Source organism: Stenotrophomonas sp. AG209, assembly GCF_003550055.1.
In the GTDB taxonomy this organism is placed as follows: domain Bacteria; phylum Pseudomonadota; class Gammaproteobacteria; order Xanthomonadales; family Xanthomonadaceae; genus Stenotrophomonas.
In genome coordinates this window covers 1753854-1780547 of record NZ_QXDB01000001.1, presented here as the reverse complement: position 1 = coordinate 1780547, position 26694 = coordinate 1753854, and the positions used below count along the sequence as shown (strand labels likewise).

The 26694-nt window shown below is 66.6% G+C and carries 23 protein-coding genes and 1 riboswitch; of the genes, 17 read left to right on the top strand and 6 right to left on the bottom strand.

Annotation, left to right across the window (positions count from 1 at the left end; all coding sequences use genetic code 11):
• Positions 1 to 515 precede the first annotated feature (515 nt).
• Positions 516 to 2093 carry a BCCT family transporter gene (locus DFO63_RS08310; protein WP_014038399.1) on the bottom strand — a complete coding sequence of 526 codons (1578 nt, stop codon included), beginning with the start codon at positions 2091 to 2093 and terminating at the stop codon, positions 516 to 518.
• A gap of 246 nt (positions 2094 to 2339) precedes the next feature.
• A riboswitch (TPP riboswitch) is annotated at positions 2340 to 2441 on the top strand.
• Positions 2442 to 2523: 82 nt separating this feature from the next.
• On the opposite strand from DFO63_RS08310, the gene thiC reads away from it, so the two are divergent.
• The 6 genes from thiC to DFO63_RS08280 all read left to right on the top strand — a co-directional run bounded on the left by thiC (position 2524) and on the right by DFO63_RS08280 (position 12008).
• A complete protein-coding gene (gene thiC, locus DFO63_RS08305; protein WP_101766040.1) occupies positions 2524 to 4368 on the top strand; it encodes a phosphomethylpyrimidine synthase ThiC in 1845 nt (614 codons plus the stop codon).
• Between the two features lie 94 nt (positions 4369 to 4462).
• Entirely contained in the window at positions 4463 to 5134 is a 672-nt protein-coding gene (locus DFO63_RS08300) for an ion channel (protein ID WP_119006756.1), read from the top strand.
• Positions 5135 to 5393: 259 nt separating this feature from the next.
• Complete coding sequence (locus DFO63_RS08295; protein ID WP_119006755.1) at positions 5394 to 7718, top strand: winged helix-turn-helix domain-containing protein; 2325 nt, start codon at positions 5394 to 5396, stop codon at positions 7716 to 7718.
• 115 nt (positions 7719 to 7833) lie between these two features.
• Complete coding sequence (locus DFO63_RS08290) at positions 7834 to 8733, top strand: helix-turn-helix transcriptional regulator (protein ID WP_049446610.1); 900 nt, start codon at positions 7834 to 7836, stop codon at positions 8731 to 8733.
• Positions 8734 to 8782: 49 nt separating this feature from the next.
• Positions 8783 to 11629, top strand: a complete 2847-nt coding sequence (locus tag DFO63_RS08285; RefSeq protein WP_049446608.1) for a TonB-dependent receptor — start codon at positions 8783 to 8785, stop codon at positions 11627 to 11629.
• Between the two features lie 169 nt (positions 11630 to 11798).
• On the top strand, positions 11799 to 12008 hold the full coding sequence (locus tag DFO63_RS08280; RefSeq protein ID WP_049446606.1) for a hypothetical protein: 210 nt from the start codon (positions 11799 to 11801) through the stop codon (positions 12006 to 12008).
• A gap of 59 nt (positions 12009 to 12067) precedes the next feature.
• On the opposite strand, the gene DFO63_RS08275 is transcribed toward DFO63_RS08280, so the two are convergent.
• Both DFO63_RS08275 and ppa read right to left on the bottom strand, forming a co-directional pair.
• Positions 12068 to 13189: an HDOD domain-containing protein gene (locus DFO63_RS08275; protein WP_119006754.1), complete on the bottom strand. Its 1122-nt coding sequence runs from the start codon at positions 13187 to 13189 to the stop codon at positions 12068 to 12070.
• Positions 13190 to 13341: 152 nt separating this feature from the next.
• Positions 13342 to 13878 carry an inorganic diphosphatase gene (gene ppa, locus DFO63_RS08270; RefSeq protein ID WP_005410935.1) on the bottom strand — a complete coding sequence of 179 codons (537 nt, stop codon included), beginning with the start codon at positions 13876 to 13878 and terminating at the stop codon, positions 13342 to 13344.
• Between the two features lie 185 nt (positions 13879 to 14063).
• Here ppa and DFO63_RS08265 point away from each other — a divergent pair, with 185 nt between their 5' ends.
• From DFO63_RS08265 to DFO63_RS08245, 5 genes are all read left to right on the top strand, one after another.
• On the top strand, positions 14064 to 14555 hold the full coding sequence (locus DFO63_RS08265) for a hypothetical protein (RefSeq protein WP_119006753.1): 492 nt from the start codon (positions 14064 to 14066) through the stop codon (positions 14553 to 14555).
• Positions 14555 to 15031: a hypothetical protein gene (locus DFO63_RS08260; protein WP_101766036.1), complete on the top strand. Its 477-nt coding sequence runs from the start codon at positions 14555 to 14557 to the stop codon at positions 15029 to 15031. Before DFO63_RS08265 ends, DFO63_RS08260 begins: the two co-directional genes overlap by 1 nt.
• Positions 15032 to 15114: 83 nt before the next feature.
• The gene (locus tag DFO63_RS08255; protein WP_014038389.1) at positions 15115 to 15615 is read left to right on the top strand and encodes an RNA polymerase sigma factor; all 501 of its coding nucleotides are present in this window, start codon (positions 15115 to 15117) and stop codon (positions 15613 to 15615) included.
• A 104-nt stretch (positions 15616 to 15719) separates the two neighbouring features.
• Positions 15720 to 16655, top strand: coding sequence for a FecR domain-containing protein (locus DFO63_RS08250; RefSeq protein WP_119006752.1), 936 nt, complete (start codon positions 15720 to 15722; stop codon positions 16653 to 16655).
• 222 nt (positions 16656 to 16877) lie between these two features.
• Complete coding sequence (locus DFO63_RS08245; protein WP_119006751.1) at positions 16878 to 19796, top strand: TonB-dependent receptor; 2919 nt, start codon at positions 16878 to 16880, stop codon at positions 19794 to 19796.
• A 97-nt stretch (positions 19797 to 19893) separates the two neighbouring features.
• Here DFO63_RS08245 and DFO63_RS08240 read toward each other — a convergent pair whose 3' ends face one another.
• Positions 19894 to 20151, bottom strand: a complete 258-nt coding sequence (locus DFO63_RS08240) for a DUF2789 domain-containing protein (protein WP_006390068.1) — start codon at positions 20149 to 20151, stop codon at positions 19894 to 19896.
• 106 nt (positions 20152 to 20257) lie between these two features.
• Between DFO63_RS08240 and DFO63_RS08235 the strand changes: the two genes are divergently transcribed.
• The 5 genes from DFO63_RS08235 to DFO63_RS08215 are packed head-to-tail and all read left to right on the top strand — an operon-like array spanning position 20258 to position 23210.
• The gene (locus DFO63_RS08235; protein ID WP_101766032.1) at positions 20258 to 20845 is read left to right on the top strand and encodes a biliverdin-producing heme oxygenase; all 588 of its coding nucleotides are present in this window, start codon (positions 20258 to 20260) and stop codon (positions 20843 to 20845) included.
• 31 nt (positions 20846 to 20876) lie between these two features.
• Entirely contained in the window at positions 20877 to 21344 is a 468-nt protein-coding gene (locus tag DFO63_RS08230) for a YbaN family protein (RefSeq protein ID WP_101766031.1), read from the top strand.
• Positions 21331 to 22059 (top strand): tonB-system energizer ExbB, encoded by a 729-nt coding sequence (gene exbB / locus DFO63_RS08225; RefSeq protein ID WP_101766447.1) that lies wholly within the window; start codon positions 21331 to 21333, stop codon positions 22057 to 22059. Before DFO63_RS08230 ends, exbB begins: the two co-directional genes overlap by 14 nt.
• Before the next feature lie 9 nt (positions 22060 to 22068).
• Positions 22069 to 22494 carry a TonB system transport protein ExbD gene (gene exbD / locus DFO63_RS08220; protein ID WP_101766030.1) on the top strand — a complete coding sequence of 142 codons (426 nt, stop codon included), beginning with the start codon at positions 22069 to 22071 and terminating at the stop codon, positions 22492 to 22494.
• Positions 22491 to 23210 carry an energy transducer TonB gene (locus DFO63_RS08215; protein WP_049446590.1) on the top strand — a complete coding sequence of 240 codons (720 nt, stop codon included), beginning with the start codon at positions 22491 to 22493 and terminating at the stop codon, positions 23208 to 23210. The genes exbD and DFO63_RS08215 overlap by 4 nt, the downstream gene beginning before the upstream one ends.
• Before the next feature lie 78 nt (positions 23211 to 23288).
• Here DFO63_RS08215 and DFO63_RS08210 read toward each other — a convergent pair whose 3' ends face one another.
• Positions 23289 to 25316 (bottom strand): sodium-translocating pyrophosphatase, encoded by a 2028-nt coding sequence (locus DFO63_RS08210; protein WP_119006750.1) that lies wholly within the window; start codon positions 25314 to 25316, stop codon positions 23289 to 23291.
• A gap of 282 nt (positions 25317 to 25598) precedes the next feature.
• Here DFO63_RS08210 and DFO63_RS08205 point away from each other — a divergent pair, with 282 nt between their 5' ends.
• On the top strand, positions 25599 to 26102 hold the full coding sequence (locus tag DFO63_RS08205) for a hypothetical protein (RefSeq protein ID WP_049446586.1): 504 nt from the start codon (positions 25599 to 25601) through the stop codon (positions 26100 to 26102).
• A gap of 122 nt (positions 26103 to 26224) precedes the next feature.
• Here the strand turns inward: DFO63_RS08205 and DFO63_RS08200 are convergent, their stop codons facing one another.
• On the bottom strand, positions 26225 to 26614 hold the full coding sequence (locus tag DFO63_RS08200) for a DUF488 family protein (protein ID WP_049446624.1): 390 nt from the start codon (positions 26612 to 26614) through the stop codon (positions 26225 to 26227).
• Positions 26615 to 26694: the final 80 nt, after the last annotated feature.

Sequence of the window (26694 nt, the reverse complement as noted above, 5' to 3'; positions counted from 1 at the left end):
GCGGGTGGGCTGGTCGGGGGACGCCGTGAATCCGTCCCTGGAGGCTTGGCCGCGGCATCCATGCCGCGGACACCCCCGCCCAGCCCACCCGCCCGGCCCCTGACCGTTTCCGTGGCCATCACCGCAGGAAGAGAAAGAAGAAGATCAACAGCAACAGCAAGAGCAACAGCAAGAGCAACAGCAAGAGCAACAGCAACAGCCGCGTGCTGTGAATTGGGGTCGGATCCGTTTTCCAAAGGAAAACGGATCCGACCCCTTCCTGTTTTCCGATACACCTCATCCACGCATGGCGTGGAAAACCCACCGTCACACGGAAACTGTCGGGGGTGGGTCGGTGTGGGCTGGCAGGACCGTTGGCGCCATGGATGGCGCCATCGAGCCCCCAGGGACGGGTTTACGGCGTGTCCTGCCAACCCACACCGCCCCGCCCAACCAGCAGAAACCCAGAGCCGCTTTGGCTCCTGCACTTGCACTTGCCTGAAAGAAGCGGTGCAGCCGCAGGCTGCAAAACACTCTCAATCCGAATCCTGCGCGCGTGCGGCCTCCGCCTGCGTCTCTTCCTGCGCCGCCATCTCGCGTGCGATCCACGCATCGATCATGTGCCGCTGGCGCTGCGCCTGCCGCCGCTCACGCGTGTACTCCTGGTCCAGCACCCGGTACAGCGACACCATCACCAGCACCATCAGCAGCGCGAATGGCAACGCCGCAATCGTGATCATGCCCTGCAGTGCATCCAGGCCACCGGCCAGCAGCAACGCCGCTGCGATCAACGCCACCGCGATGCCCCAGGCCAGCTTGCGCTTCAACGGAGGATCGCCTGCTTCGTCAGTGGACATGCTGGCCAGCACCAGCACCGCCGAGTCGGCCGAGGTCACGAAGAAGATCATCAGCAGTACCAGCGCAATGCACGACAGCAGCAGCGGCAGCGGCATGCTGTCGAACAGCGTGAACAGCACTGTCTCGTAGCCATTGCCCAGCGCCTGCACCAGGTCGGCATGGCCGAAGATCTGCGCCCACAGCGCGGTGCCACCGAATACCGCGAACCAGAAGAAGCCCAGCAGAGTCGGCGCGAGCACTACGCCGATAACGAACTCGCGCACGCTGCGGCCGCGCGAGATGCGTGCGATGAACGACCCCACGAACGGTGCCCACGAGATCCACCAGGCCCAGTAGAAGATCGTCCAGTCCGCCACCCAGGTGCTGCCGGAGAACGGTGACATGCGCAGGCTCATCGTCACCAGCTGGTTGAGGTAGGAGCCCAGCGTGGTGGTGAACGTATCGAAGATGAAGCCGGTCGGCCCCAGCACCAGCAGGATGGCTGCCAGCAGGGCAGCCAATGCCAGGTTGAAGTTGGACAGCCACTTCACACCTCGCTCCACGCCACTGGCGGTGGATGCCATGTACAGCACGAAGGCGACCGCAATGATGGTCATCTGCACTGCGACGGTCGCCTGCACGCCGAACACGCGCTCGATGCCGGCGGCGATCTGGATGGTGCCGAAGCCCAGCGTAGTGGCGACACCGATCGCCGTGGCGACCACTGCAGCGATGTTGACCACGCGCCCGATCCATCCACGATGGTGGCGGCCGATGATCGGCTGCAGCATGTCGCTGACCAGGCCGCGGCCGTTGCGGTTGAACTGGAACCAGGCCATCGCCAGGCCGATCAGCGCGTAGATGGCCCACGGATGCAGGCCCCAGTGGAAGAATGCATAGCGCATCGAGGCGCGTGCCGCATCCAGGCTCTGCGGAGCAAGCCCTTCCGGTGGCTTGCTGAAGTGCGAGATGGGCTCGGCGGCGCCCCAGAACACCAGGCCGATGCCCATGCCGGCGGCGAACAGCATCGACATCCAGCTGGCCCGCGAGAACTCGGGCTCGGCGTCTTCGCCACCGATGCGCAGGTTGCCGAAGCGGCCGAAGGCCAGGTACATCAGGAACACCAGGGCCAGGAACACCACCAGCAGGTACAGCCAGCCGACGCTGCGGATGACTTCTGCCAGCATCGACTGCACCACGGCATTGAAGGGGCCCGGTGCAATACCGGCAAGCAGCACCAGCAGCAGAACCAGTGCGATGGAAACGCGAAACACCATGAAGGAGCTTCTCCGATCAAGGGATTGAGGGGAGCGAGCAGAGCTTGCAGCGAAGGGCCGGTGGCATGCATCGCGAACCGGGCAGGGGCCGCGAAGGCGGCGAAGGACGCATCGGTCGCTGGAACGCGACGGACGTGCACGTTACTGAACGCGATGTCACGGTTCTGTTAATACAGAAACTGCGGATCCACGCGATGCGCGGCTGCAACCGCCATGAGCTGCAGTGCTTTCTATGCTCTAATGCACGCCAAGAAGCGGGGGTACCGCGGCCAGGTGGCCACGGTTGAGACAGTCCCTTGGAACCTGATCCGGCTCATACCGGCGTAGGGAAGCTTTGCAGTGCAGCCGTGCCCGGACTCCGCCCAAGGACCGTCCGCGCGCGGGCGCAGTGCGCCGCCGCTTCGTCCCTGACCTTCCTGGACGATGCCCGATGAACGCACAGCTCTCCGCCCTGCAGCAACAGGCCCAGCAACTCTCCGAATCCGTGACCCGGCCGATTCCCGGTTCGCGCAAGATCCACGTACCCGGTTCGCGTCCGGATCTGCAGGTGCCGATGCGCGAGATCGCGTTGACCCGCACGCCGACGTTGTTCGGCGGCGAAGAGAATGCACCGGTCACGGTCTACGATACGTCGGGCCCCTACACCGATCCGGATGTGCGTATCGATCTGTCGGCGGGCCTGCCGGCGCTGCGTCGTGGCTGGGTGGAGGAGCGCGGCGATACCGAACAGCTCGACGGCCTGAGTTCGTCGTTCGGCCGCGACCGCGAGCATGATCCGAAGCTCGATGCCGTGCGTTTCCCTGCGCGCAGCCTGCCGCGGCGTGCACGCGCAGGCGCGAACGTCACTCAGATGCACTACGCGCGCCGCGGCATCATCACGCCGGAAATGGAATTCGTCGCCATCCGCGAGAACCAGCGGATGGAAGCGATCCGTGATGCCGGCCTGTTGCAGCAGCACCCGGGCGAGGCATTTGGGGCTTCGATCCAGAAGATCATCACACCGGAGTTCGTGCGCGATGAAATCGCGCGCGGCCGCGCGGTGCTGCCCAACAACATCAACCATCCGGAAAGCGAGCCGATGATCATCGGCCGAAATTTCCTGACCAAGATCAATGCCAACATCGGCAACAGCGCCGTGTCCTCGGGCATTGCCGAGGAAGTGGAGAAACTGGTGTGGGCGATCCGCTGGGGCGGTGACACGGTGATGGACCTGTCCACCGGCAAGCACATCCACGAAACCCGCGAGTGGATCATCCGCAATTCGCCGGTGGCGATCGGTACCGTGCCGATCTACCAGGCGCTGGAGAAGGTCGATGGCCGTGCCGAAGCACTCACCTGGGAGATCTTCCGCGACACGCTGATCGAGCAGGCCGAACAGGGCGTGGACTACTTCACCATCCACGCCGGCGTGCTGCTGCGCTATGTGCCGCTCACCGCCAAGCGGGTCACCGGCATCGTCAGCCGCGGTGGCTCGATCATGGCCAAGTGGTGCCTGGCGCACCACAAGGAGAATTTCCTCTACACGCACTTCGAAGAGATCTGCGAGATCATGAAGGCCTACGACGTGACCTTCTCGCTGGGTGACGGCCTGCGCCCGGGCTGCATCGCCGATGCCAACGACGCGGCGCAGTTCGGTGAGCTGGAGACGCTGGGTGAGCTGACGAAGATCGCCTGGAAGCATGATGTGCAGACCATGATCGAAGGCCCCGGCCACGTGCCGATGCAGCTGATCAAGGAGAACATGGAAAAGCAGTTGCGCGAGTGTGGCGAAGCACCGTTCTATACGCTGGGGCCGCTGACCACCGATATCGCACCGGGCTACGACCACATCACCAGCGCGATCGGTGCGGCGATGATCGGCTGGTTCGGCACGGCGATGCTCTGCTACGTGACGCCGAAGGAGCACCTCGGCCTGCCCAATCGCCAAGACGTGCGTGACGGCATCATGGCCTACCGCATCGCCGCGCACGCCGCTGATCTGGCCAAGGGCCATCCAGGTGCGCAGGTGCGCGACAACGCGCTGAGCAAGGCGCGCTTCGAGTTCCGCTGGGAGGACCAGTTCCACCTTGGCCTGGATCCGGAGAAGGCCAAGGAGTTCCACGACGAGACGCTGCCGAAGGATGCGCACAAGCTGGCGCACTTCTGCTCGATGTGCGGCCCGCACTTCTGTTCGATGAAGATCACCCAGGACGTGCGTGACTACGCCGAGGCCGGCATGAAGGAGAAGTCGGAGGAGTTCCGCGCCGCCGGCGCGGAGGTCTACCACCAGGGCTGATGCGGAAACGGGAGTGCCGGCCAACGGCCGGCACTCCCGTTCATCACGCCGTGCCCGGCTATGCTGGGTCCATCGCCCAGGGGGAAAGGACGCCATGCCCGTTGCCATGACCACCCGTTGGTTGGCCATCGCCCGCCGTCATCCTTCGGCCTGGTTGCTGGGCGCGCAGCTGCTGGCGGTGCTGCTGTATCCCGCGCTGGATGACACCGCTGCGGGCCGCGCCGCACTGGGCATGTTCGGCATGGCGGTACTCGGCCTGGCGCTGTGGGTGGTCCAGCGCAGCCCGCTGGGCACCTGGCTGGCGCTGGTGCTGGCCATTCCCTCGGTGGTGTTCTCGTTGGCAGGCGCATTGCTCGACCGCACCGCATTGCTGACCACCGCGCAGCTGCTGGAGAGCCTGCTGTACTTCTATACGGCCGGCGCCCTGATCGCCTACATGCTCCAGGACCACAAGGTCACCCGCGACGAACTGTTCGCCGCAGGCGCAACCTTCACCCTGCTGGCGTGGGCTTTCGCCTTCACGTTCGCGGTGTGCCAGCAGTGGTATCCGGGCAGCTTCCAGGGTACTGGCGGGGGTGCGCAGCGCAGCTGGATGGAGTTGCTTTATCTCAGCTTCAGCTTGCTGTCTGGAGTGGGCTTGAGTGACGTCGTACCCGTGCATCCACAGGCACGCGCATTGGTCATGCTGGAGCAGTTTTCCGGCGTGATGTACGTGGCTTTGGTGGTTTCGCGTCTCGTCGGATTGACCATGTTGCGGCGCATGTGAAAATGAACGCCAGATAAAAATTTCGCGCCCAAGAGGGCGCGAATGGTGTCGCGAATTATGTGAATGCGTCGGCGAGAGAGAGCCTGATGTCGACCACGCGATAGGCGAGGTAACTTGCATAGGCTAGTATTCGCGCGCTCGATTGTTTTTGCGGTATGCGCCGATGCTTTGTGCGGAGTCTGGCTTTTCGCTGTTCCCAGGACGGGACCGTAACGAAGGCAAACACTGCCCGGGACCTGTCTCTACTGTGTAGCAGAAAATGAACAGCAGCGAAATACAGCCACCCGTATCCGATCGGATACGGATAGGAGAGTGCATCGTCACTCTGTCCTCGCGCGAAGTCGAGGTCGTCGGTGCGCGTCGCCCGCGCCGGCTGACGCCGAAGGCGTTGGGCGTGCTGCGCGTGCTGCTGCGGCAGCCGGGCCGCGTTGTCACCCGAGACGAGTTGTTCGCCGAGGTGTGGCCGGACACGCTGCCGACCAACGATGTGCTGACCCAGGCCGTCACCCAGCTGCGCAAGGCGTTCAGCAACGACGACGACAACGGCCAGGCCTACATCGAAACCATCGCCAAGACTGGTTATCGGCTTCTGGTACCGGTACAGGCGCTGGACGATGCGGAGCCAACGGCTGCGGGCTTGCCTGACGATGAAGGTGTGGAAGTGCAGCCGGCACCCGCCGACGCCGCGGTGCTGCCCGCGCGCGCGCAGGAATCGCGCCGCCGCTGGCGCCATGTCCGCCGCCGCGTGCTGCTGGCGCTGGGCGTATTGATGCTGGCCACGCTGCTGGTGATGACCGCGCTGCTGCTGCGCCGTGCACCGGCCAGCAGTTCACCGGTGGAGGCCGCCGTGGAGAACGGCACGCGGGTGATCGGCAGCCCGCAGCGTCCTTATCGGTTGATCACCGCGACCAGCGGCTTTGAAACCTATCCCACGCTGTCACCGGATGGTTCACTGGTCGCCTATGAAGGCGCCAACGAAGATGGCACCGGCGGTGGTGCGATCAAGGTGCAGACCTCCGGCAACGCGCCGGCGCGCCAGTTGCTGGTGCCACCGGCCGGCGCGGTCGATCGATTCCCGAACTGGTCGCCGGATGGTCGCGAGATCGCCTTCGCACGGTTTTCCGCCGACGGTGGCTGCCAGGTGCTGATCGCCAGCGCCACCGGCGGCGCACTGCGCCAGGCCACGCGCTGCGATGGCACCGAACTGCTCAGTTTTGACTGGACACCCGATGGTCGCGGCCTGGTGTTCGGCAGCATGGTCGGGCGTTACGCCCACCGTGGCATCCGCGTGCTGGACCTGGCCAGCGGCGAGTGGCGCGCGCTGGCCTACAGCGTCGACCAGGATGACTTCGACTACGCACCGCGTTATTCGCCCGACGGGCAATGGCTGGTGTTCGTGCGCAACCCGCAGCTGGGCGATCTGTGGCGGGTGCCGGCCGCGGGGGGTACGCCCGAGCAGTTGACCAACGAGGCGGCAGAGCTGCGCGGCTGGGCCTGGCTGGACGATGGCCGCACCATCGTGTTCGGCCGCCGCGTCGACAGCGAGGCGCGGCTCTATTACCTGGACGTTGAGCGGCACACGCTGCGCGATGCTGGCCTGGATGATGCGCAGTGGCCCGCCGTGTCGCGACGCGGTGGCATGCTGGCCTTCGTCCGCCGACGCGCACAGTTCGGCGTGTTCAAGGTGCCGATGCAGGGCAACGGTGCGCCCGAGCGACTGTTTGCCTCCAGTGGCCGCGATGGGCAGCCGATGGCAGCGCCGGATGGCCGCCAGCTGGTCTTCACCTCGGATCGCTCCGGCAGCTTCGCCCTGTGGTGGGCGGACATGCAGCGGCCGGATTCGCTGCGCCCCATTGAAGGGCTGCGGCCGGAAGCGCGGCAGGCACCGGACTGGTCGGCCGACAGCCGTCAGCTGCTCGTGGTCGGCCGCGACGCGCATGGGCGCACGGTGGTCTACGAGATCGCGCCACGCGATGAACGACTGCAACCTTTGCCGATCCCGGCCGAACAGCCGCTGCAGGCGCTGTATGGCGCGTCGCCGGAGCAGTTGTTTGTGGTCGAACGCGATGCCGACCAGCGCACCCGGTTGAGCCTGTTCGACCGCAGCACCCAGCCCTGGCGCCGGTTGGCCAGCATCGATGGGGTGTCGCAGGCGCGCTTCGACCGCAGCAGTGGCCGCGTGTTGTTCACCCGCCTGGCCGCCGGTGGCCTGTGGTCGGCCGATGCCACGTTGTCGTCGGGCAGCGTGCAGCAGATCAGCGATGACCGGCCCAGCCGCTGGCGATACCGGGCCTGGACCGTGGCCGGCAACAGCGGCATCGGTTACCTCGGCACCTCGACCACGTGTGGCACCACCTTCGTGCGCATCCTGCCCGGCCGCGAGGAGCCGGAACGCTGCCTGGACGCAGAACGGCTCAGCGCCGGCAACGGACTCAGCGCCAGCGCTGACGGACATGACCTGTTCGTGGCGATGGCGGTCAGCGATGGTGCCGACATCGGCGTGATGCGGTTGCCCGAACGCCCGCCCGCGCTGTTCCCGGCGTTCTCCAAGTTGTTGTTGTTCAAGGGAAATGGCCCTTCGTAATTTCTTCGTCGGGATCTCGTCGCGAATTCGTGGCGATCTCGTCGGACTTTCCTGACGCGGTGCCACCTGATTAGGCAAAACGGAGTCCTGTACTAGGCAAATCCGTGGTGCCCCCATGCGTCAACTCTCGCTGGCCGATCGCGGCCAAACCGTCTCCCTGGACCGGTCGCTCGACGATGTCGCGCCGACCTGCCTGGGCGTGGCCCGGCTGGGCAGCCTGCAGACCGCCGGCTCCAGCTTCACCGTCTGGATGCAGGTGCGTGGCAGTTCGTGGGTGGAGGCCAAGGAAGGGCGCTTCCGCCTGCGCCAGGGCGAGTGGATCGCCTTCGAGAAGGAATCGCGGCCGTTGGTGCAGGCTGGTCGCAACGGGTTGTGCGTCGGCCTGAACCTGAACGTCGAAGCGCTTCGTGTGCTGACCGAGATGGCCGACTGCGGCCTGTATGCCGGTCGTGGCCGCATGAACCGCAGTGACGCCCGCGTGGCGCTGCGCTTGTGGCGCGATGCGCTGGCCAGCGGCCAGCCGGCCCAGGCCCTGCGTCCGCTGTTGCTGCACCTGGCTGGCCTGCAGCGTGGCCTGGCCGACAACGTACAGCGCTGCCCGGGCCGCTCGCGCAGCCGCAAGCGCCAGGTGTTCGGCCGCATGCAGCGCGCGCGCCTCTATCTGGAAGGCAACAGCCACCGGGTGGTGCGCATCGGCGAACTGGCCGAGCTGACCAACTTCTCCAGCTGGTACCTCTCCAAGACCTTCCAGAGCCTGTACGAGGAAAGCCCGCAGTCGCTTTCAGCACGACTGCGCCTCGAACGCGCTGCTGACCTGCTGCGCGACACCGACATGATGGTGGGCGAGGTCGCCGCCGCCAGTGGCTTCGACAACTGCTGCAGCTTCGCGCGTGCGTTCCGCGCCCGCTACGGCCAGTCCGCATCGCGCTTCAGGGAGAACGGTGGCTTGCTCCCGCCACAATCCGCAAAGTCTCCGGTTGGTTCGCGCAAATACAGCGCTGCAACGCAATCGTAACGTGCTGGGGTGTTTTAACACGCTGCTAACACGTACCTTGGAGAGATAGATGAACGTTCGTAATCCCGCAGTGCGGTTCGGCTTGCTGCCGGCCGGCATTGCGCTGGCGCTGGCGCCGGCCTTTGCTTCGGCTCAGGAAGCAAAGGGCACCACCGACCTGGACCGCATTTCGGTCACCGGCTCGCGCATCCGCGGCGCCTCGGTGGAGACCCAGCAGCCGATCCTGACGATGACCCGCGAATCCCTGGAAAAGCAGGGCTTCTCGAGCGTCGCCGACGTGCTGAACAACCTGACCTCGGCCGGCTCCCCGGCCATCTCGCGCTCGGAATCGCTGGCTTCGGGCGAGAACGTGGGCGGCTACTACGTCGACATCCGTAACCTGGGCGCCCAGCGCACCCTGGTGCTGATGAACGGCAAGCGCCTGGGCGCAACCACCGCCGGTTACCAGGATCTCAGCCAGATCCCGATGTCGGCCGTTGAGCGCATCGAAATCCTGAAGGACGGCGCGTCCTCGATCTACGGTTCCGACGCCATCGCCGGCGTGGTCAACGTGATCACCCGCAAGAACTTCGACGGCGGCGAAGCCAATGTCTACGTCGGCCAGTACGGCAAGGGCGACGGCGACACCGAAACCTATTCGATGACCCTCGGTGCCCGCGGCGAGCGTGGCAGCCTGACCCTGTCGGCCGAGTACTCGAAGCAGGATCCGGTGTGGGCCAAGGACCGCTGGTACAGCCGTGATGGCTCGCTGGGTCCGAACTCGACCTCGGCCACCTGGAGCCCGATCAGCCAGAACGGCAGCTGGTGCAACCCGACCCAGGTCGATTGCAGCGACTCCAAGAAGGCAGTCTGGAAGACCCTGAACGCCGGCGGCAACCCGAAGAACCCGAATGACTACCACGTCATTACGGCGGACGAATTCGCCAACTCCAACGAGCAGATGACCCTGCTCACCGGTGTGAAGCGCAAGTCGGTCTACATCAACGGCACCTACGACTTCACCGACTCGATCAGCCTGAACACCGACGTGCTCTACAACGAGCGCCAGACGTTCCAGCAGATCGCCGGCTACCCGTTCCAGTCGAACTCCTTCGGCACCCCGCTGGAGGGCTCGAGCGCCTTCAACCCGGTCGGCCAGGACGTCAGCTTCCGCCGTCGCCTGTGGGAAGTGCCGCGTACCACTGACAGCCAGCTGAAGACCCTGCGCTTCGCTCCGACCCTGACCGGCTTCTTCGAGCTGGGCGGCAAGACCTTCGACTGGGATGTCGGCGCGCTGTGGAACCGCAACGAGTCGATCAAGACCAACCGTGGTGACATGAGCCTGATCGCTGCAGGCCAGGCCCTGGGCCCGTCGTTCATCGATGCCGGCGGCGTTGCCCGCTGCGGCACCTCGGCCAAGCCGATCCTGGGCGACTGCCGCCCGTGGAACCCGCTGCTGCCGTACGGCGTTGATGGCCAGGGTTCGCTGGCGAACCAGGAGCTGCAGGACTTCCTGTTCCCGACCTTCACCACCCGTGGCGTGACCAAGACCACCAGCTTCACCGCCAACCTGTCGGGTTCCATCGTGACCCTGCCGGCCGGCGACCTGGGCTTCGCCCTGGGTGTCGAGCACCGCAAGGAAGAAGGCAACTACGTGCCGGACGCCTTCGCGCAGTCGGGCCAGTCCACCGGCCTGGGCCAGAAGCCGACCCGCGGCCAGTACGATCTGAACGAGGTCTACCTCGAACTGAACGTGCCGCTGCTGGCCGACATGGCCTTCGCCAAGGAACTGACCCTGAACGTTGCCAGCCGTTACTCGGACTACAGCAACTTCGGTGGCACCACCAACAGCAAGTTCGGCCTGACCTGGCGTCCGCTGGATGAACTGCTGGTCCGCGGCACCTACGCCCAGGGCTTCCGTGCTCCGACCATCAGCGACCTGTACGGTGGCCTGAGCTCGAGCTTCGAGTCGTACATCGATCCGTGCGGCGTGAAGGCTCCGGGCAGCGTTGCCGGCAATGCCGCGTGCACCGCCGCTGGCGCTCCGGCCAACTACGTGCAGCTGGGCCAGGGCAACCTGCCGTGCTCGACCCTGCCGTGCCAGTCGGGTGACCAGTTCGTCTCGGGTGCCAACCCGAACCTGAAGCCGGAAACCTCCAAGAGCACCACCTTCGGCCTGGTGTGGAGCCCGCGTTGGGTGCAGGGCCTGGACCTGTCGCTGGATTGGTACAAGTACGAAATCAGCGACATGATCATCGCTGACAGCGTCGACCGCATCCTGCGTGACTGCTACGTGCTGGGCAACTCCGAGCGTTGCTCGAGCGTGACCCGTGCGGCTGACGGCCACGTCAGTGCGATCACCTACGGCACCGCCAACCTCGGCAAGATGAAGACCGAAGGTTACGACCTGGGCGTCAAGTACCGCCTGCCGGAACTGGCCATCGGTCAGTTCAGCATCGACTGGCAGACCAGCTACACCGCCAAGTACGACGAGCAGGGCCAGAACAGCGCAGGCGACAACATCATGATCGGCCGCGTTGGCGAGCCGGGCCTGTTCCGCGTGCGTTCGAACCTGGGCGTCAACTGGCAGTACGGCGATTTCGGTGTGAACTACACCGCGCGCTACTACTCGGGCATGAAGGAAAGCTGCATCTCGCTGGCTGACGGCTGGTGCGATGCTCCGAACCACATGGCCAACGGTGAGACCGATCCGCTGCGTCACACCGGTTCCAACACCTTCCACGACCTGCAGGTCAGCTGGAAGGCACCGTGGGATGCGACGATCGCCCTGGGCGCGAACAACGTGTTCGACCACAAGGGTCCGCTGCAGTACTCGGCTCCGAACTCGGCGTTCGCCTACTACGGCGGCTTCGACGTGGGTCGCTTCCTGTACATGAAGTACACCCAGCGCTTCTGATCCATCGAAGTGCGGTAGCAACAGAAGGAGGGCGGACCGCAAGGTCCGCCCTTTTTTTTGTAGGGGAATTCCGGAAACTGTTGGAAGGTGAGCGCAGTCACGGTCCCGTCGTGTCGTAATCAACACAGTCAGGAGGTCCACTACCGGACGCTTGCATGTGGAGAGGGATATGAGGAACACGTTGTTGCGCCAGGCATCTGCCGCTGCATTGATCTATGCAACGCTGGTGGGCGCGGTGTTCGCGCAGGGTCTCGGGGTCTGCGGTGGCGGGCTCTATTGCGAAGAGTTCCGCCAGCAGTGCCTGGCCAGTGGCAAGTCAGCGGTCATCTGCGAGTCGCAGTACCGTCGTTGCGTGCAGGACGCCTGCGGTACCCGCTGACGTAGAAAGGGCGCACCTTGCGGGTGCGCCCCCTGTCATCCGGAAATCATGCAACGCGCTCAGGCGTCGCTGGGCACCAGACCCATCAGTGCATTGGCGTGCTCGCGCCATTGCGGCAGCTTGTTCAGCACGCCTGCGCGCTGCAGGTAGTCCTCGTCCACCGGATCGCCATTGACCAGCGCCAGGGCCACGTGCACCGCGCCTGTCACCCAGAAGCTGCGGGTGTTGGCGCGCTGTGGCTGCAGGTGGAATGCCACCGCTTCGATGATCGGCATCGGCAGGCCCCACAGGCCCAGCAGGTAGGCGCCGGCCTCGGCATGGCCGGGGCGGGTGTCACCGGCCAGCGAAGGCTCGCTGCGCTCGTTGCGCACACCTGGCAGCAGCAGGCCGATGTCGGCCAGCAGCGCAGCGGTCGCTCCCAGTTCGGCACTGGATTCGGGCAGCAGGCGTGCGGCCAGCCGCGAGGCGAGCAGTGCGCGCTGTTGCAGCGAGTTGCGCTCGGCGGCCGACAGCGTCGGTGCGGAGAACACTTCGCTGGCCAGCACCAGGTCACGCAGCGTGGCCAGGCCCAGCCGGGTCACTGCGGTGCGCAGGTCGGCAATGGTGCGGCCCTGGCTGAAGAAGGCCGAGTTCGACAGTTGCAGCACCTTGGCAGCGATCGCCGGATCGGCGGCGACCAGCTTGGCTACATCGGCACTGTCGGCGTCGTCATCATGTTCCAGGGCCTGGGTCAGGCTCAGGTACAGGTGCGGCGGCGAGGGCAGTTTCTCGATACGGCCGATGGCATCGCGCAGGCGCGGGCTGTCCAGCACTTCGCGCAGTTCTTCCAGGCTGGTCAGCGCCTCCAGCAGCACTTCCGGTGCCAGCGGCAGCGGCAGGAAGCGGTGGGCGACACCGATCAGGCGCGCCGGCGGCGGGCGGTTGCCATGCTGTGCATCGACCAGCGCGATGCGGATGGTCTCCGGGCGCAACGTCCGGATCTGCCCCAGCAGCGTGGTGGCATTGAGATCTGGCAATTGCGGGCAGACGATCACCGCATCCACGCCCTGCGTGGCCACCGAGGTCATCGCGGCCTGGCCATCGGTGGCGGTCAACGGCTGCCAGTCTTCCCCAAGATCGGCAATGAATTCGGTCAGCTCGGCCGGCAGGCTGGCTGCATCCCCAACAAGCAGAATACGCACGACACATTCCCCTGGCTGTCTCGACGATGGATGTCGATGACGTGTGAAGTGACGCAATTTACCTAATACGGCAGCAAGAGTGATGTGCCGTCGTCATGAAACGTGACCCGCATCGCTCCGGCAGGGTACCGCCGGAGCGATCCGGTTCAGGCTCAGGCCTTGCTGTCGAGATGGCGCTGATGCGCCTCGATCAGGATCTGCTTGGCCTCAGCGGCGCCGCCCCAACCGTCCAGCTTGACCCACTTGCCCTTCTCCAGGTCCTTGTAGTGCTCGAAGAAGTGGCCGATGCGCTCCAGCCAGTGGCTCGAGACCTGGGCGATGTCTTCGACGTGGGCATAGCCGCTGAAGATCTTCGAGACCGGCACGGCCAGGATCTTCTCGTCGCTGCCCGCCTCATCGCTCATCTTCAGCACGCCGACCGGGCGGCAGCGCACGACCGAGCCCGGCACCAGCGGCAGCGGCAGCACCACCAGCACGTCGGCCGGATCGCCGTCGCCACACAGGGTGCTCGGCACGTAGCCGTAGTTGCACGGGTAGCGCATCGGGGTGGAGAGGATGCGGTCGACGAAGATCGCGCCGGTTTCCTTGTCCACTTCGTACTTCACCGGCTCCGAGTCCTTCGGGATCTCGATGATGACGTTGATTTCTTCCGGCGGGTTCTTGCCGGGCGAGACGAGTTCCAGACCCATGGTGTGCTCCAGGTGGGGGATGTAGACGGATAGCTCACCATTTTATGCCTTTGCCGGGCGCTGTGCAGGGGGAGGGCACCGACCTGCTGGCGCGGCAAGGCCTGACGGGTCGCACCGGCCTTGGCCGATGGGGCCGCGGGGTGTGCCGGCGCAGGCTGGACGCCCATTCCCAAGGAGTACTGCCGATGTCCTGGTATGCCCGATGCATGGCAGCCGTGCTGTTGCTGGCGTCCCTGCCTGTCTTCGCCCGCGGCCTGCACGTGGACCTGATCGATTACCCCCGGCCCGAGGCCAATTGGGAGCGTGGCTACGGGCTGAAGGCCGCCTTGGCCAGGGAGTTCGACCGGCTTTGTGCCGATACCTGGTGCGAAGGTGAGTACAGCAACTACCGGGTGATGGAGTTCCGCTGCGCGGTGCTGGCTCATCGCGGAACGGTGCAGCGATGCGCCTGGGTGGTGGTGGCCAGCGAGCTGGCCGTGCAGGGCGATACGGGGGAGGTGCAGGTCGACAATGGCCGCTGGGCCTGTCCGGTGGAGCTGGGGCCGGGCGTGCCTGTAGAAGCCTTCCACGCTTCGCTGGAAGCGCCTGATGGTCTGACCGCCGCCCTGCCTGGCCTCGACCATGGCCTGTTCGACGCGCTGCCTGACTGCATCCGGAAGACCGGGAGGGTGGGCTGATGCGCATCTTCCCGGCACGATGGCTGGCCTGCGGGCTGCTGATGGCAAGCGGCGCCCAGGCGACCCCTCAATTTGTCGATGCCCGTGACCATCCCGATCCGGCGGCCGGCCGTGAGCGCTTCCTTGCCGCTGAGCGCCTGTTGGTGCGCGGCTTCGACGATATCTGCGGCGATACCTTCTGCGAAGGGCAGTACTACAACCTCCGGCCCATGCGCCTGCGCTGTTCGGTGCATCGAGCCTCCGGCGTCGTGGGTAGCTGCATCTGGACCTTCGCTGGAAGCTATACCCAGGTGCAACAGACCGGGCAGATCGACGTCGACCATGGGACCTATGCCTGCGTGCTCCCGCTTGCACCTGGAACCCGTCTGGCCGAGCTGCTGGGTGTGTGGGATGCAGCAACCGGGTACGACGCCCTGCATGCGACGCTGCCGGGCACCCGGACCCATGTCTATGACGGATTGACTGAATGCCTATGATCCTGAGGATGATGCGAACGTGACTGATTCGCATTAACGGAGTAGCATGCGCGGCGCCCCCGTCTGTCGTCCCGGCTCCGCGCATGTCCTCCAATGCTGCCTCCCTCACCGAACTGCTGATCCGCGAGCGGCCAGCGCTGCTGCGTCGTGTGCAGCGGATACTTGGGGGCGACAACGGCGCCGAAGACGTGATCCAGGCGGTCTGGTTCAAGGCCCGTGGGGTCGATGACAGCCAGGCGATCGACAATCCGCGCGCCTATCTGTATCGGCTGGCCGCCAACCTGGCCACCGACCACGGCCGCGAATCGACCCGCCGCAACCGGCTGCTGGCCGACCACTATCTATGGGGCCCGGACGAGGTGATCTCCACCGAGGAGCAGGCCATGGCGCAGGACGAACTGCAGCGGGTGCTCGATGCAGCCGGCCATTTGCCGGAGCCGACCCGCACCATCTTCCGGCTCAACCGCCTTCAGGGCCTGACCCAGGCCGAGATCGCGCGTCGCCTTGGGGTATCGGTGACCACGGTGGAGAATCACGTACGCACCGCGCTGCAACGCCTGGCCTGGGCGCGCAGCGGTCGATGATCGCGCCAGCTTGGGGCTGGCCTTCGCACAAACGTCTTGATCACTGGACCGTGGATGCGGTCTAGTTCCCCCGCCCGCGCTTGAATGCGCCTGTCCGCCAGCCGATGAGCCCGCCGAACATGCTGCCCGCCGCCAATGACGATGCCCTGGCCGAACAGGCCCGGGGCTGGATCGCGTGGCTGGCCTCGGGCGATATCACCGATGCGCGCATGCAGGCGTTCGAATTCTGGCTGCAACAGCCGGGGCACCGCCGGGCCTTCGAACACGAGCGCGCGCTGTGGCGCAGCGTTGGGCCGCGCGTGCCGGCCACGCACGTGGATCGCCGACGCCCGCGCCGACTGCGTTGGGCGATGGCTGCGGCGGCAATGCTGGCGATGCTGGTGGCATGGCCGGAGGCGTGGCTGCGCCTGCAGTCCGATCATCGCAGCACGCACCAGGTGCAGAATGTGCTGCTGCCTGATGGAAGTCGCGCGGTGCTGGATGCCGACAGTGCGATTGCGGTGCGTTTTGATGCGAACGCCCGCCAGGTCGAGCTGCTGCGCGGACGTGCCTGGTTCGAGGTCAGTCCGGATGCGCAGCGACGTTTCAGCGTGCGCGCCGGCAATGGCGTGGTCGAGGACATCTCGACCGCCTTCACTGTGGCGCGGGGCCAGGACCAGGTGGAAACCCAGGTCGGGCAGGGCAGGGTACGGATGGCCAGCCCGGTTGACGGTGGCTGGACCTACCTGCAGCAGGGCCAGCGTGCGGTCTACGGTGAACACAGTGGTGTGAGGCGATTGGGGGACGTGGCGGCCGACAGCGTCGGCGTCTGGCGCCAGGGCGAGCTGCTGCTGGAACAGGCCCGCGTCGCCGACGCGGTGCAGTGGGTGGGACGCTATCGCGCTGGCCCGACCTTCGTGCGTGGTGATCTGTCGCAGCTGCCGGCGGTCAGTGCTGCATTGCGCATCGACCGCCCGGAACAGGCGCTGGATGCGCTGGCCGCGACGGCCGGATTGCAGGTGACCCGGCTGCCGCTCGGCGTCGCCATCGTCCATCGGTAGATCGACGCCATTCTCCCTGTGCCGGCCAACGGTCGGCACCCACCACTGCAAGCAGCCGAGCAACCGTAGGTACCTGCCGCGACTGCAAATCCCCTTGGGGTTGCCACGCTTTCATCCGTCTTACTCCGCGAACGTACCCGCCGCCGCCACGTACGTCGCCGTGTCCGCCCGTGTTGCGGATGACGCCGCGTTCGCGGCACCGATTACCTGACAGGTTTCCCCATGTTCGACTCCCATCGTCCGGGCCGCGCGCTGCGCCCGTCCCGCCTGTGCATCGCGTTGCTGGCGGCCGGCCTGGCCAGTGCTGCGCCGTCCGTACTGGCGCAGAGCGCCAGCGGCGACCACGCTGCCGTGCAACGCTTCGATATTCCGGCGCAACCGCTGGATGACGCGCTGCGCAGCTACATGCGCCAGTCCGGCGTGCAGGTGGTGTACCCCGCATCGCTGGCGCGTGGCGTAACCTCGCGCGCGGTCAGCGGCAGCCTGTCGGCCAACGAGGCGTTGCAGCACCTGCTGCAGGGCAGTGGCCTGGCGGTGCGCCAGGTCAGTGCCGATGCGGTCACTCTGGAAGCGGCGACGTCGGCGCAGGCCGGGGACGGCGTGATTGTCACCGACACGCTGAGCGTGGCCGGCGACCGCGTCGACAGCGGTGCGACCAGTGATGAAGCGGGCCTGCTCGACAGCTACCGCAGCGTGGGCTCCACCACCACGCTCAACCGCACGCACCTGGAGCGTTTCCGTGGTACCTCCAACGGCGACATCGTCAAGGGCGTGGCCGGTGTCACGGCTGGTGATCCGCGCGTGGGCAACGGCTTCGACGTCAACATCCGTGGCATCCAGGGCCAGGGCCGCGTGCCGGTGATCATCGACGGTGGCCAGTCCAGCATGGATACCTACCGTGGCTATGCCGGCCAGTCACAGCGCACCTACCTCGACCCGGACCTGATCTCCAGCCTGACCATCACCAAGGGCCCGAGCCTGCAGGCCAATGCCTCCGGCGGCATCGGCGGCGTGGTCGAGATGGAGACGCTGAAGATCGGTGACGTGCTGCGCGAGGGCCGCGACTTCGGCGTGCGCGTGCGCGGTGGTCTCGCCAACGGTAGTGCCAACAACCTGCCGTCCTACAGTGCTGCGCCGCGCAACGATCGCAGCGCCACCGGCAGCCAGTTCTTCAACGTGGCCGGCGCAGGGCACTGGGACCGCTTCGATCTGGTCGCCGCCTACGCCTACCGCGACAACGGCAACTACTTCTCCGGCCGCCATGGCTACGACGACTTCCCGCAGGACCGGCGCACGCTGGCGCCGCTGAATCCGCCGCGTACCGAGGTGTTCAATACCTCCTCGCGCTCGAAGTCGGCGCTGCTCAAGGGCACCTGGCGCATCGACGACGCGCAGACGTTGGAGGCCGGCTACCGCCGCTACGAAGGTACCGCTGGCGAGATCATGGCCTCGCAGATCATCCGCGTGGATCGTGACCGCATTCCGCAATGGGATCCGGGCCATGTCGACATGGACAGCTACAGCCTGCGCTACCGCTTCAACCCGGACAGCGAACTGATCGACCTGCGCGTCAATGCCGCGTACACCGACACCGACAGCGTGATGTACAACAGCCTGACCGGCATCACGCCGTGGTACTTCGACCGCCGCACCGAGTGGTATGACGCGCCCAGCTTCAGCGGTGACCCCGGCTACAAGGATGCCTACCGCAATCCGCTGCGGCAGAAGCGCTTCGGCCTGGATGCCAGCAACACTTCCAGGTTTGATGCCCGTGCCGGTGCATTCACGCTCGACTACGGCCTGTCCTACAGTGACGAAGACATCGCGCCGGGCAGTTCGGGGCCGGTCATGCACGACGACCTGGTCAACAACCGTTTCCTGCGCAACGCCGAGCGCAAGGAATACAGTGCCGTGGCCTCGTTGAAGTGGCAGCCCGACGAGCACTGGGAGCTGCTGGCCGGTGGTCGCTGGAACCGCGTGGATGTGCATGACCGCAACCGCCTGGCCACGCCCGATGCCTACGAGGTGCAGGGCCAGTACCGCTACACCGAACTGCTCAATGGCAACCCGGCGCTGCCGTCGTGGCGCGCCAAGCGCATCGCGCTGCTGAACTGGTATCCGGATGCCAACGGCAACTTCACCCAGGCCTCGCTGCTGGCCTCGCCGTACAAGAAGGGCACAGTGGGCGACATCGCCGGCTGGAACTTCTACGACGCCGGCAAGCCGCAGGACCTGGAAGTGCCGGTCAGCTGGAGCTGGTCGCAACCGATCCGCCGTCGCGACAGCGCGTTCTCGCCGACCGCCAGCGTGGCCTACCGCTTCAACGAAGACACCATGGTCTACGTGAAGTACGCCGAAGGTACCAAGCTGCCGAGCCTGTTCGAGACCACGCTGGGCCTGTTCACCGCCGCCAAACCGGTGGGCGAGCTGAAGCCGGAGCGCGCGCGCAGCTGGGAAATCGGCGCCAGCACCATCCGCTATGACCTGTTCACCGCCGGCGACCGCCTGGCGCTGAAGCTGGCGTATTTCGATACCCGCATCGACGACCTGATCACCCGTGACTACCGCACGCTGTCGGCCGGCCTGATCCGCAACGTCGACCAGTTCAAGGTCTCGGGCATGGAGTTCCAGTCCAGCTATGACAGCGGCAAGGTGTTTGCCGATCTGTCCGCGCACTATTACTTCAAGGCCAAGACCTGTGCGCCGGACATCGCCGCCGAGCGCCGCGCCTATGGGGCGCAGCGCAAGAATGGCGAGCTGGCCAACACGCCCAACTGCGTGGACGGCGGCTTCGAGGGTTCGTACACCAACACGCAGAATCCGCCGCGCTATATGGTCAACCTGACCCTGGGCTCGCGCCTGTTCGACGAGCGCCTGACCTTCGGCACCCGCGTGGTCCACAACGCCGGTCCGATCAGCAAGCTGGACAAGGACTGGAACGTGGGCCTGTCGGCGATCCAGCAGCTGTACCGGCCGAACACCCTGGTCGACCTGTTCGCCAGCTGGAGCTTCAACGACCAGCTCTCGGTGGAAGCGGGCGTGGACAACCTGACCGACCGCTATTACCTGGACCCGCTGGCCCTGGGCGTGATGCCGGCCCCGGGCCGTACCGCACGGTTGGCGTTGACCTGGAAGTACTGATCGTCGGGGTCGGATCCCTTTCCTTGGGGAAAGGGCTCTGACCCCAGCGGGAGACAACGGTAGCGCCGGGCCATGCCCGGCGCCTTCCTCCAGGCAGTTACAGCCCGGTCGCCGCCTTCACCGCATCTTCGTGCAGCGACTCGTTCAGCTCATCCACCACCGTGGTCCATGCCGCATCGGCTTGCAGCGACTCGGACAGGAACTGGCGCTGGGCATCGTTCCAGTACGGTGCCTCGACCACTTCCACATCGGTGGCCAGCTGGTGCTCGCGGATGAAGCGGGCGATGCCCTCGGCGCTGGCGTCCAGGCCCAGCTGCAGGAACAGGTTGGTCATGCGCGGTTCGGTGGTGATCATCGTCGGTTCCTGCGGGAAGAAGGGATGCGCCATTATCGGTGCACATGGCCTTGGGGAAAGCCCCATGGCGAACGTCTACAGCAGGACGACCCCCTTGGCATCCCCCGTGAACGCACACATCGCCCCTGAAGACAGCCGCAGCCTGCGGCTCAAGGCCGCCACCCGCGACAGCCATGGCGCGCTGGACAAGCGCATCATGGCCGGCGACATCTTCGCCGACCGCAGCAACTTCGCCCGTTTCCTGCGCGTGCAGTACCGCTTCCATCGCAGCATCGATGCGCTGTATGCCAACCCTGCGCTGGATGCACTGCTGCCGGACCTGGGCGAGCGCCGCCGCCTGACCCAGGTCGCGCGCGACCTGCAGGACCTGGAGCAGACCCTGCCGGCGGCCGACATCGCACCGTTGCCGTCCGATCTTGAGCTGCCCGCCGCATTGGGATGGCTGTATGTGGCTGAAGGCTCCAACCTGGGCGGCACCATTCTGTACAAGATGGCTGCCAAGCTCGGCCTGGATCGTGATTTCGGCGCCCGCCACCTGGCCGCGCACCCCGATGGCGCCGCGCGCCACTGGCGTGAGTTCACCGCCGCGCTGGACGCGGTACCGCTGAGTGCCGAGCAGGAGCAGCAGGTGATCGACGCCGCCGACGCCGCGTTCCGCAGCGTGCACGGCCACGTCGAAGTGGAATTCGCTTGATGCACCGCGCCCGCCCGCAGGCGCAACGCTGATGCGCTGGCTCTGGTTCGCGCTGGGCTGGCTGATGGTCGGCCTCGGGGTGATCGGCGCGCTGCTGCCGGTGATGCCGACCACCATTTTCCTGATCCTTGCCGTGGGCTGCTTCGCGCGCAGTTCGCCGAAGTTCGAGCAGCGCCTGCTGGCGCATCCGCGCTACGGCCCGTCGCTGCGGCTGTGGCGCGAACAGGGCGCGGTGTCGCGCAAGGGCAAGGCGTTCGCCAGCGCCGGCATGGCAGTGGGCTTCGCGCTGTTCTGCTGGGGCGCGCACCCGTCGTGGCGCCTGCTGCTGGGCGTGGGCCTGTTCTTCGCGGTCAGTGCCGGCTACGTGCTCAGTCGGCCCGCACCGCGGCTGGAGCCCAATCCGGTCGTGGAAGTGGACGACGCCAATGATCCGCGCGCGGCCCGTCGTCGCGCCGCGCCCCCTGATGCTGATGGAAACCGAGACGATGCTGCCTGCTGACCTGGCCCCCGTGGCTGCTCCTGCACTGACCCCGTGGGGCATGTACCTGGCCGCCGACGTGGTGGTGAAGACGGTGATGATCGCGCTGGCACTTGCCTCGCTGGCCACCTGGACCGTGCTGCTGGCCAAGGGCTGGGAGCTGGCTCGTCAGGGTCGGCAGCTGCGTGCAGCGCGCGCGCTGTTGCTGCAGGCGCCAAGCCTGCCCGGCGGGAGCGCGGAGGCCAGCCTGCAGCAGGGCACCGCACTCGCCATGCTGGACGCGACGCGAACCGAGCTGCGCCTGTCGCAGGAGCTGGATGGTCGCGACGGCATCAAGGAACGCGTTGCCTCGCGCCTGGACCGCATCGAACTGGAAACCGCGCGCGTGCAACGGCGCGGCATCGGCGTGCTGGCCAGCATCGGCGCGGTGGCGCCGTTCGTCGGCCTGTTCGGCACGGTGTGGGGCATCATGAACAGTTTCATCGGCATCGCCCACAGCAACACCACCAACCTGGCGGTGGTCGCGCCCGGCATCGCCGAGGCCCTGCTGGCGACCGCGCTGGGCCTGGTCGCGGCGATTCCCGCAGTGCTGGTCTACAACCATTTCAGCCGCGTGCTGGCTGGCCTGCGTGGGCTGCTCGGCGATCTGTCGGCGGCCGTGCAGCAGCTGGTCTCGCGTGATCTCGATCGTGCCGTGCCGCGTACCGCAGCGGCACCGCTGCGTGCGGTGCACTGAGGCACGACGATGGCGATCAGGACCGCGTCCGACCGTGACGATGCACCGGAAGAAGCGCACGAAATCAACGTCACGCCCTTCATCGACGTGATGCTGGTGCTGCTGATCATCTTCATGGTGGCCGCACCGCTGGCCACCGTGTCGGTACCGGTGCAGCTGCCGGCCAGTAGTGCCAGCGCCACGCCGCCGGAACAGGCGCCGGTGTACGTGACCGTGCAGGCCGATCTGTCGGTGCGCGTTGGCGAGCAGCCGGTGGCGCGCGACGGGCTGGCCGCTGCTTTGCAGGCAGCCACGCATGGCGATAGTGCGCAGCGCATCTTCCTGCGTGCCGATACCCGTGTGCCCTATGGCGAACTGATGGCTACCCTGGACGCGCTGCGTGCAGCGGGCTACCTGAAGGTGGCGCTGGTTGGCCTGGAGCAGGGCGCACGATGAGTGGACTGCGGCGCTGGGCGACCAGCCTGGCGATCGTGCTGCTGGTGCATGCGCTGTTGATCGGCGCGGCCTGCTGGTGGGCGGCGCGCGCACCGGCGCTGGCTGCGACGGCCCCACCTGCGGCGCTGATGCTGGAACTGGCGCCGATGGCACAGGCACCGCCGGTGCCGCCGCGCGAGGTCGCGACCGGGCCGCTGCAGCAGCAACAGCAGCGGCAGGCGCCGACGCCAGCCGTGCGTGAACAGCCCAAGGCGCCGGTGCAGCCGCAGGGTGACCTGCCACCACCGCGTACACCGGAGCCAACGCCGTCGCCGGATACCGCCGAGGCCAATGTCGCGCAGACCAGCGCACCGCCGCAGGTGGCTGCTGACGCGGCCGCACGCTACACCGCACCGCAGACCACGGCGGGCGAGCGCAGTCGTGCCGAGGCGACCTGGGAAGGGCGCCTGCTCGGGCACCTGCAGAAGCACCGGCGCTATCCGCGCCAGGCCGAGCGGCTGCGCCAGCAGGGCGTGGTCTACGTGCGCTTTGCTGTGGCCCGCGATGGCGCGGTCTCCGCACTGACGCTGGGCCGCAGCAGTGGCTTCGCGCTGCTCGACCAGGAGACGCTGGATACCGTTCAGCGGGCCAGCCCGGTACCGGCGCCGCCGGCCGAAGTGGCCGGCGACCCGGTGGAAGTGATGGTGCCGGTGTCGTTCTTCCTGCGCGGGCGTTGACCAGCCGTGGGGTCGGATCCCTTTCCGCAGGAAAGGGCTCTGGCCCCATCGGGCATCCCATCCACGCATGGCGTGGATCTACAACAGCGGCACCAGCAGCAGCGCCACGATGTTGATGATCTTGATCAGCGGATTGATTGCCGGGCCGGCGGTGTCCTTGTACGGGTCACCGACGGTATCGCCGGTCACCGCGGCCTTGTGCGCTTCGCTGCCCTTGCCGCCGAAGTGCCCATCCTCGATGTACTTCTTGGCGTTGTCCCAGGCGCCGCCACCGGTGGTCATCGAGATGGCCACGAACAGGCCGGTCACGATCGTGCCGATCAGCAGCCCGCCCAGTGCCCGCGGCCCCAGCAGCAGGCCGACCACCACCGGTACCGCCACCGGCAGCAGCGACGGCACGATCATTTCGCGGATCGCCGAGCGGGTCAGCATGTCTACCGCCTTGTCGTACTGCGGCTTGCCGGTGCCCTGCATGATGCCGGGGATCTCGCGGAACTGGCGCCGCACCTCTTCCACCACTGCACCCGCCGCGCGGCCGACCGCTTCCATCGCCATCGCACCGAACAGGTAGGGGATCAGGCCGCCGATCAGCAGGCCGATGATCACCGTGTGGTCGCTGAGGTCGAAGCGGAACTCCTGGCCGGGATTGGCCGCCTGCAGGTTGTGGGTGTAGTCGGCGAACAGCACCAGTGCGGCCAGCGCCGCCGAGCCGATTGCATAGCCCTTGGTCACCGCCTTGGTGGTGTTGCCCACCGCATCCAGCGGATCGGTGATGTCGCGGATCTCCGAAGGCAGCTCGGCCATCTCGGCGATGCCGCCGGCGTTATCGGTGATCGGTCCATAGGCATCGAGGGCAACGATCATTCCCGCCATCGACAGCATCGCGGTGGCGGCGATGGCGATGCCATACAGGCCGCCCAGCGCGAACGCGCCCCAGATCGCCGCACACACCGCCACCACCGGCAGCGCGGTCGACTTCATTGAAATGCCGAGGCCGGCGATGATGTTGGTGCCGTGGCCGGTGGTCGACGCCTGCGCCACGTGCTGCACCGGCTTGTACTTGGTGCCGGTGTAGTACTCGGTGATCCAGACGATCAGACCGGTCAGGACTAGGCCGATCAACGCGCAGCCGTACAGCGCCATCGGTCCATGCACGTTGTCGGACATCAGCCCGGTGGTGATCGGATAGAAGGCGATGGCGGCCAGCACGCCTGAGACGATCACGCCCTTGTACAGCGCGCCCATGATCGAACCGCCCGGCTTCACCTTGACGAACAGCGCACCGATGATCGAGGCGATGATCGAGACGCCGCCCAGCACCAGCGGATACAGCACCGCATTGGCGCCGGCCTCGGCCAGCATCAGGCTGCCCAGCAGCATGGTGGCGATCACGGTCACCGCATAGGTTTCGAACAGGTCGGCGGCCATGCCGGCGCAGTCGCCGACGTTGTCACCGACGTTGTCGGCGATCACCGCCGGATTGCGCGGATCGTCCTCGGGAATGCCGGCTTCCACCTTGCCGACCAGATCGGCACCGACGTCGGCGCCCTTGGTGAAGATGCCGCCGCCCAGGCGCGCGAAGATCGAGATCAGCGAGGAGCCGAAGGCCAGGCCGACCAGCGCGTGCAACGCCTGTTCCATCGGCAGGCCCATCCGCAGCAGCACCGCGTAGTAGCCGGCCACGCCCAGCAGGCCCAGCCCGACCACCAGCATGCCGGTGATGGCGCCGCCGCGGAAGGCGACGTCCATCGCCGCGCTGATGCCGTGACGCGCCGCCTCTGCGGTGCGCACGTTGGCGCGTACCGACACGTTCATGCCGATGTAGCCGGCGGCGCCGGACAGCACCGCGCCGATCGCGAAACCCATCGCGGTGTACCAGCTGAGGAAGATGCCGACCAGCACGAACAGCACCACGCCGGCGATGCCGATGGTCAGGTACTGGCGGTTGAGGTAGGCACGCGCACCTTCCTGGATCGCGGTGGCGATCGCGATCATGCGCTCATTGCCGGTGGGTTGGCGCAGGATCCAGCGCGCCGAGACGATTCCGAACAGGATCGCGAGAATGGCGCAGCCCAGCGCCAGTGACAGCCCGTGACGTTCCAGCATTAGACCCCTCCGCAGAATGGATGTAGGCATCCAGTGGCGATGAACGGCACCACGAGGGGGACGACGGGCTGCAGCCTGGAACCAACCCGTACCGACCTTGGTGGTCGTCCGACGTATGGCGGTGTTCAGCATTCCCTGGTGCCCGCAGTATGCGTGCACCTGCGCCCGGATGGTAGCGCCGGGCCATGCCCGGCGAGCGCGGTGGCTGCTCGATAGATGCGCCTTTGCACCCCGTTAAGCCAGCCTCTGCAAGCCTGCGCACAGCCCCGTAGGAGATCCCCCATGCGCCTGTCCCTGTTGATGCTCGCCGCCCTGGTCCCGGCTGTGCCGGCACTCGCCGCAGAAACCCCGGAACTCCAGCGCGCAGTGGGCGCCCCCCAGGCCGTGGGCGCGGTGCATACGCTGCGGCAGATTCCCGAGGCCTGCGCGCGGCTGGAAGGTGCGTTCACCGGCGATGCCGCTGCGCCGTACCGCTTCTCCGCCGTGCGTACCAGCGAGCAGTGCCAGCCACGTGCACGCTTTGTCGACTACACCAAGGCCCAGCCGAGTGCCGACAAGGGCTGGAAGCTCAATGATGTGATCCGCGTGCCCAACGCCGCGTGCCCGGCGCAGCAGGCGGTGGTACGGGTGTGGCGCCTGCCGTCGAGCAACAAGGTCGAGCTGGATGGGCAGGGCCAGTCGCGCATCTATCTGGAAGAGGCGAAGAAGCAGGCGGCGGCCGGCCAGATTCCGCAGGTGACGATGTTCGCCGCGGAGCTGCAGATGGAAGGCAAGGCCTGCAATTGAGGCCGTCCAGTAGCGCGCATCCACGCATGGCGTGGATCTACTTCGCTGCGCATCGGTAGTGCCGGGCCATGCCCGGCGGGCAACCTGGTAGTGCCGGCCGCTGGCCGGCAACCCTGCCATCATCACTCCGCCAGCTTTGCCCCACGCGCCACCAGCAGCTCGCGCAATGCCCTGCGGTGGCAGTGCGCTTCATCCTCGCAGTAGCACCCCACGCTGATGTCGCTGTGCTGCGACATCGCGGCCAGAAGGTCCAGCGCGTGGGCGGCATCGGGCGCCTTCATCTCGGCCTTGTAGTGGCGGAAGAAAGCAGTCCAGTCGGCGGCGGTCTTCGCTTCATGCGCCCGCTTCACCAGCTCCGCGCTGGGTGACAGGGTCGGAAACCAGACGTCGTACCAGTCCTGTCGGGCGAACTCGCTGCGTGGCACGCCGCGCGGCGGGCGCCTGACGGTGCCGATACGCAGTCCCTCGCCGGGTTGGCGCGGCGTACCCAGTCGAACAACACGCAGTGCCATGATGATCTCCAGGCGGGGCATCCATCATCCTGCGATGCACGTGCGCCAAGCGTGAACCGCTGCGGGAATGAAAAGGCCCG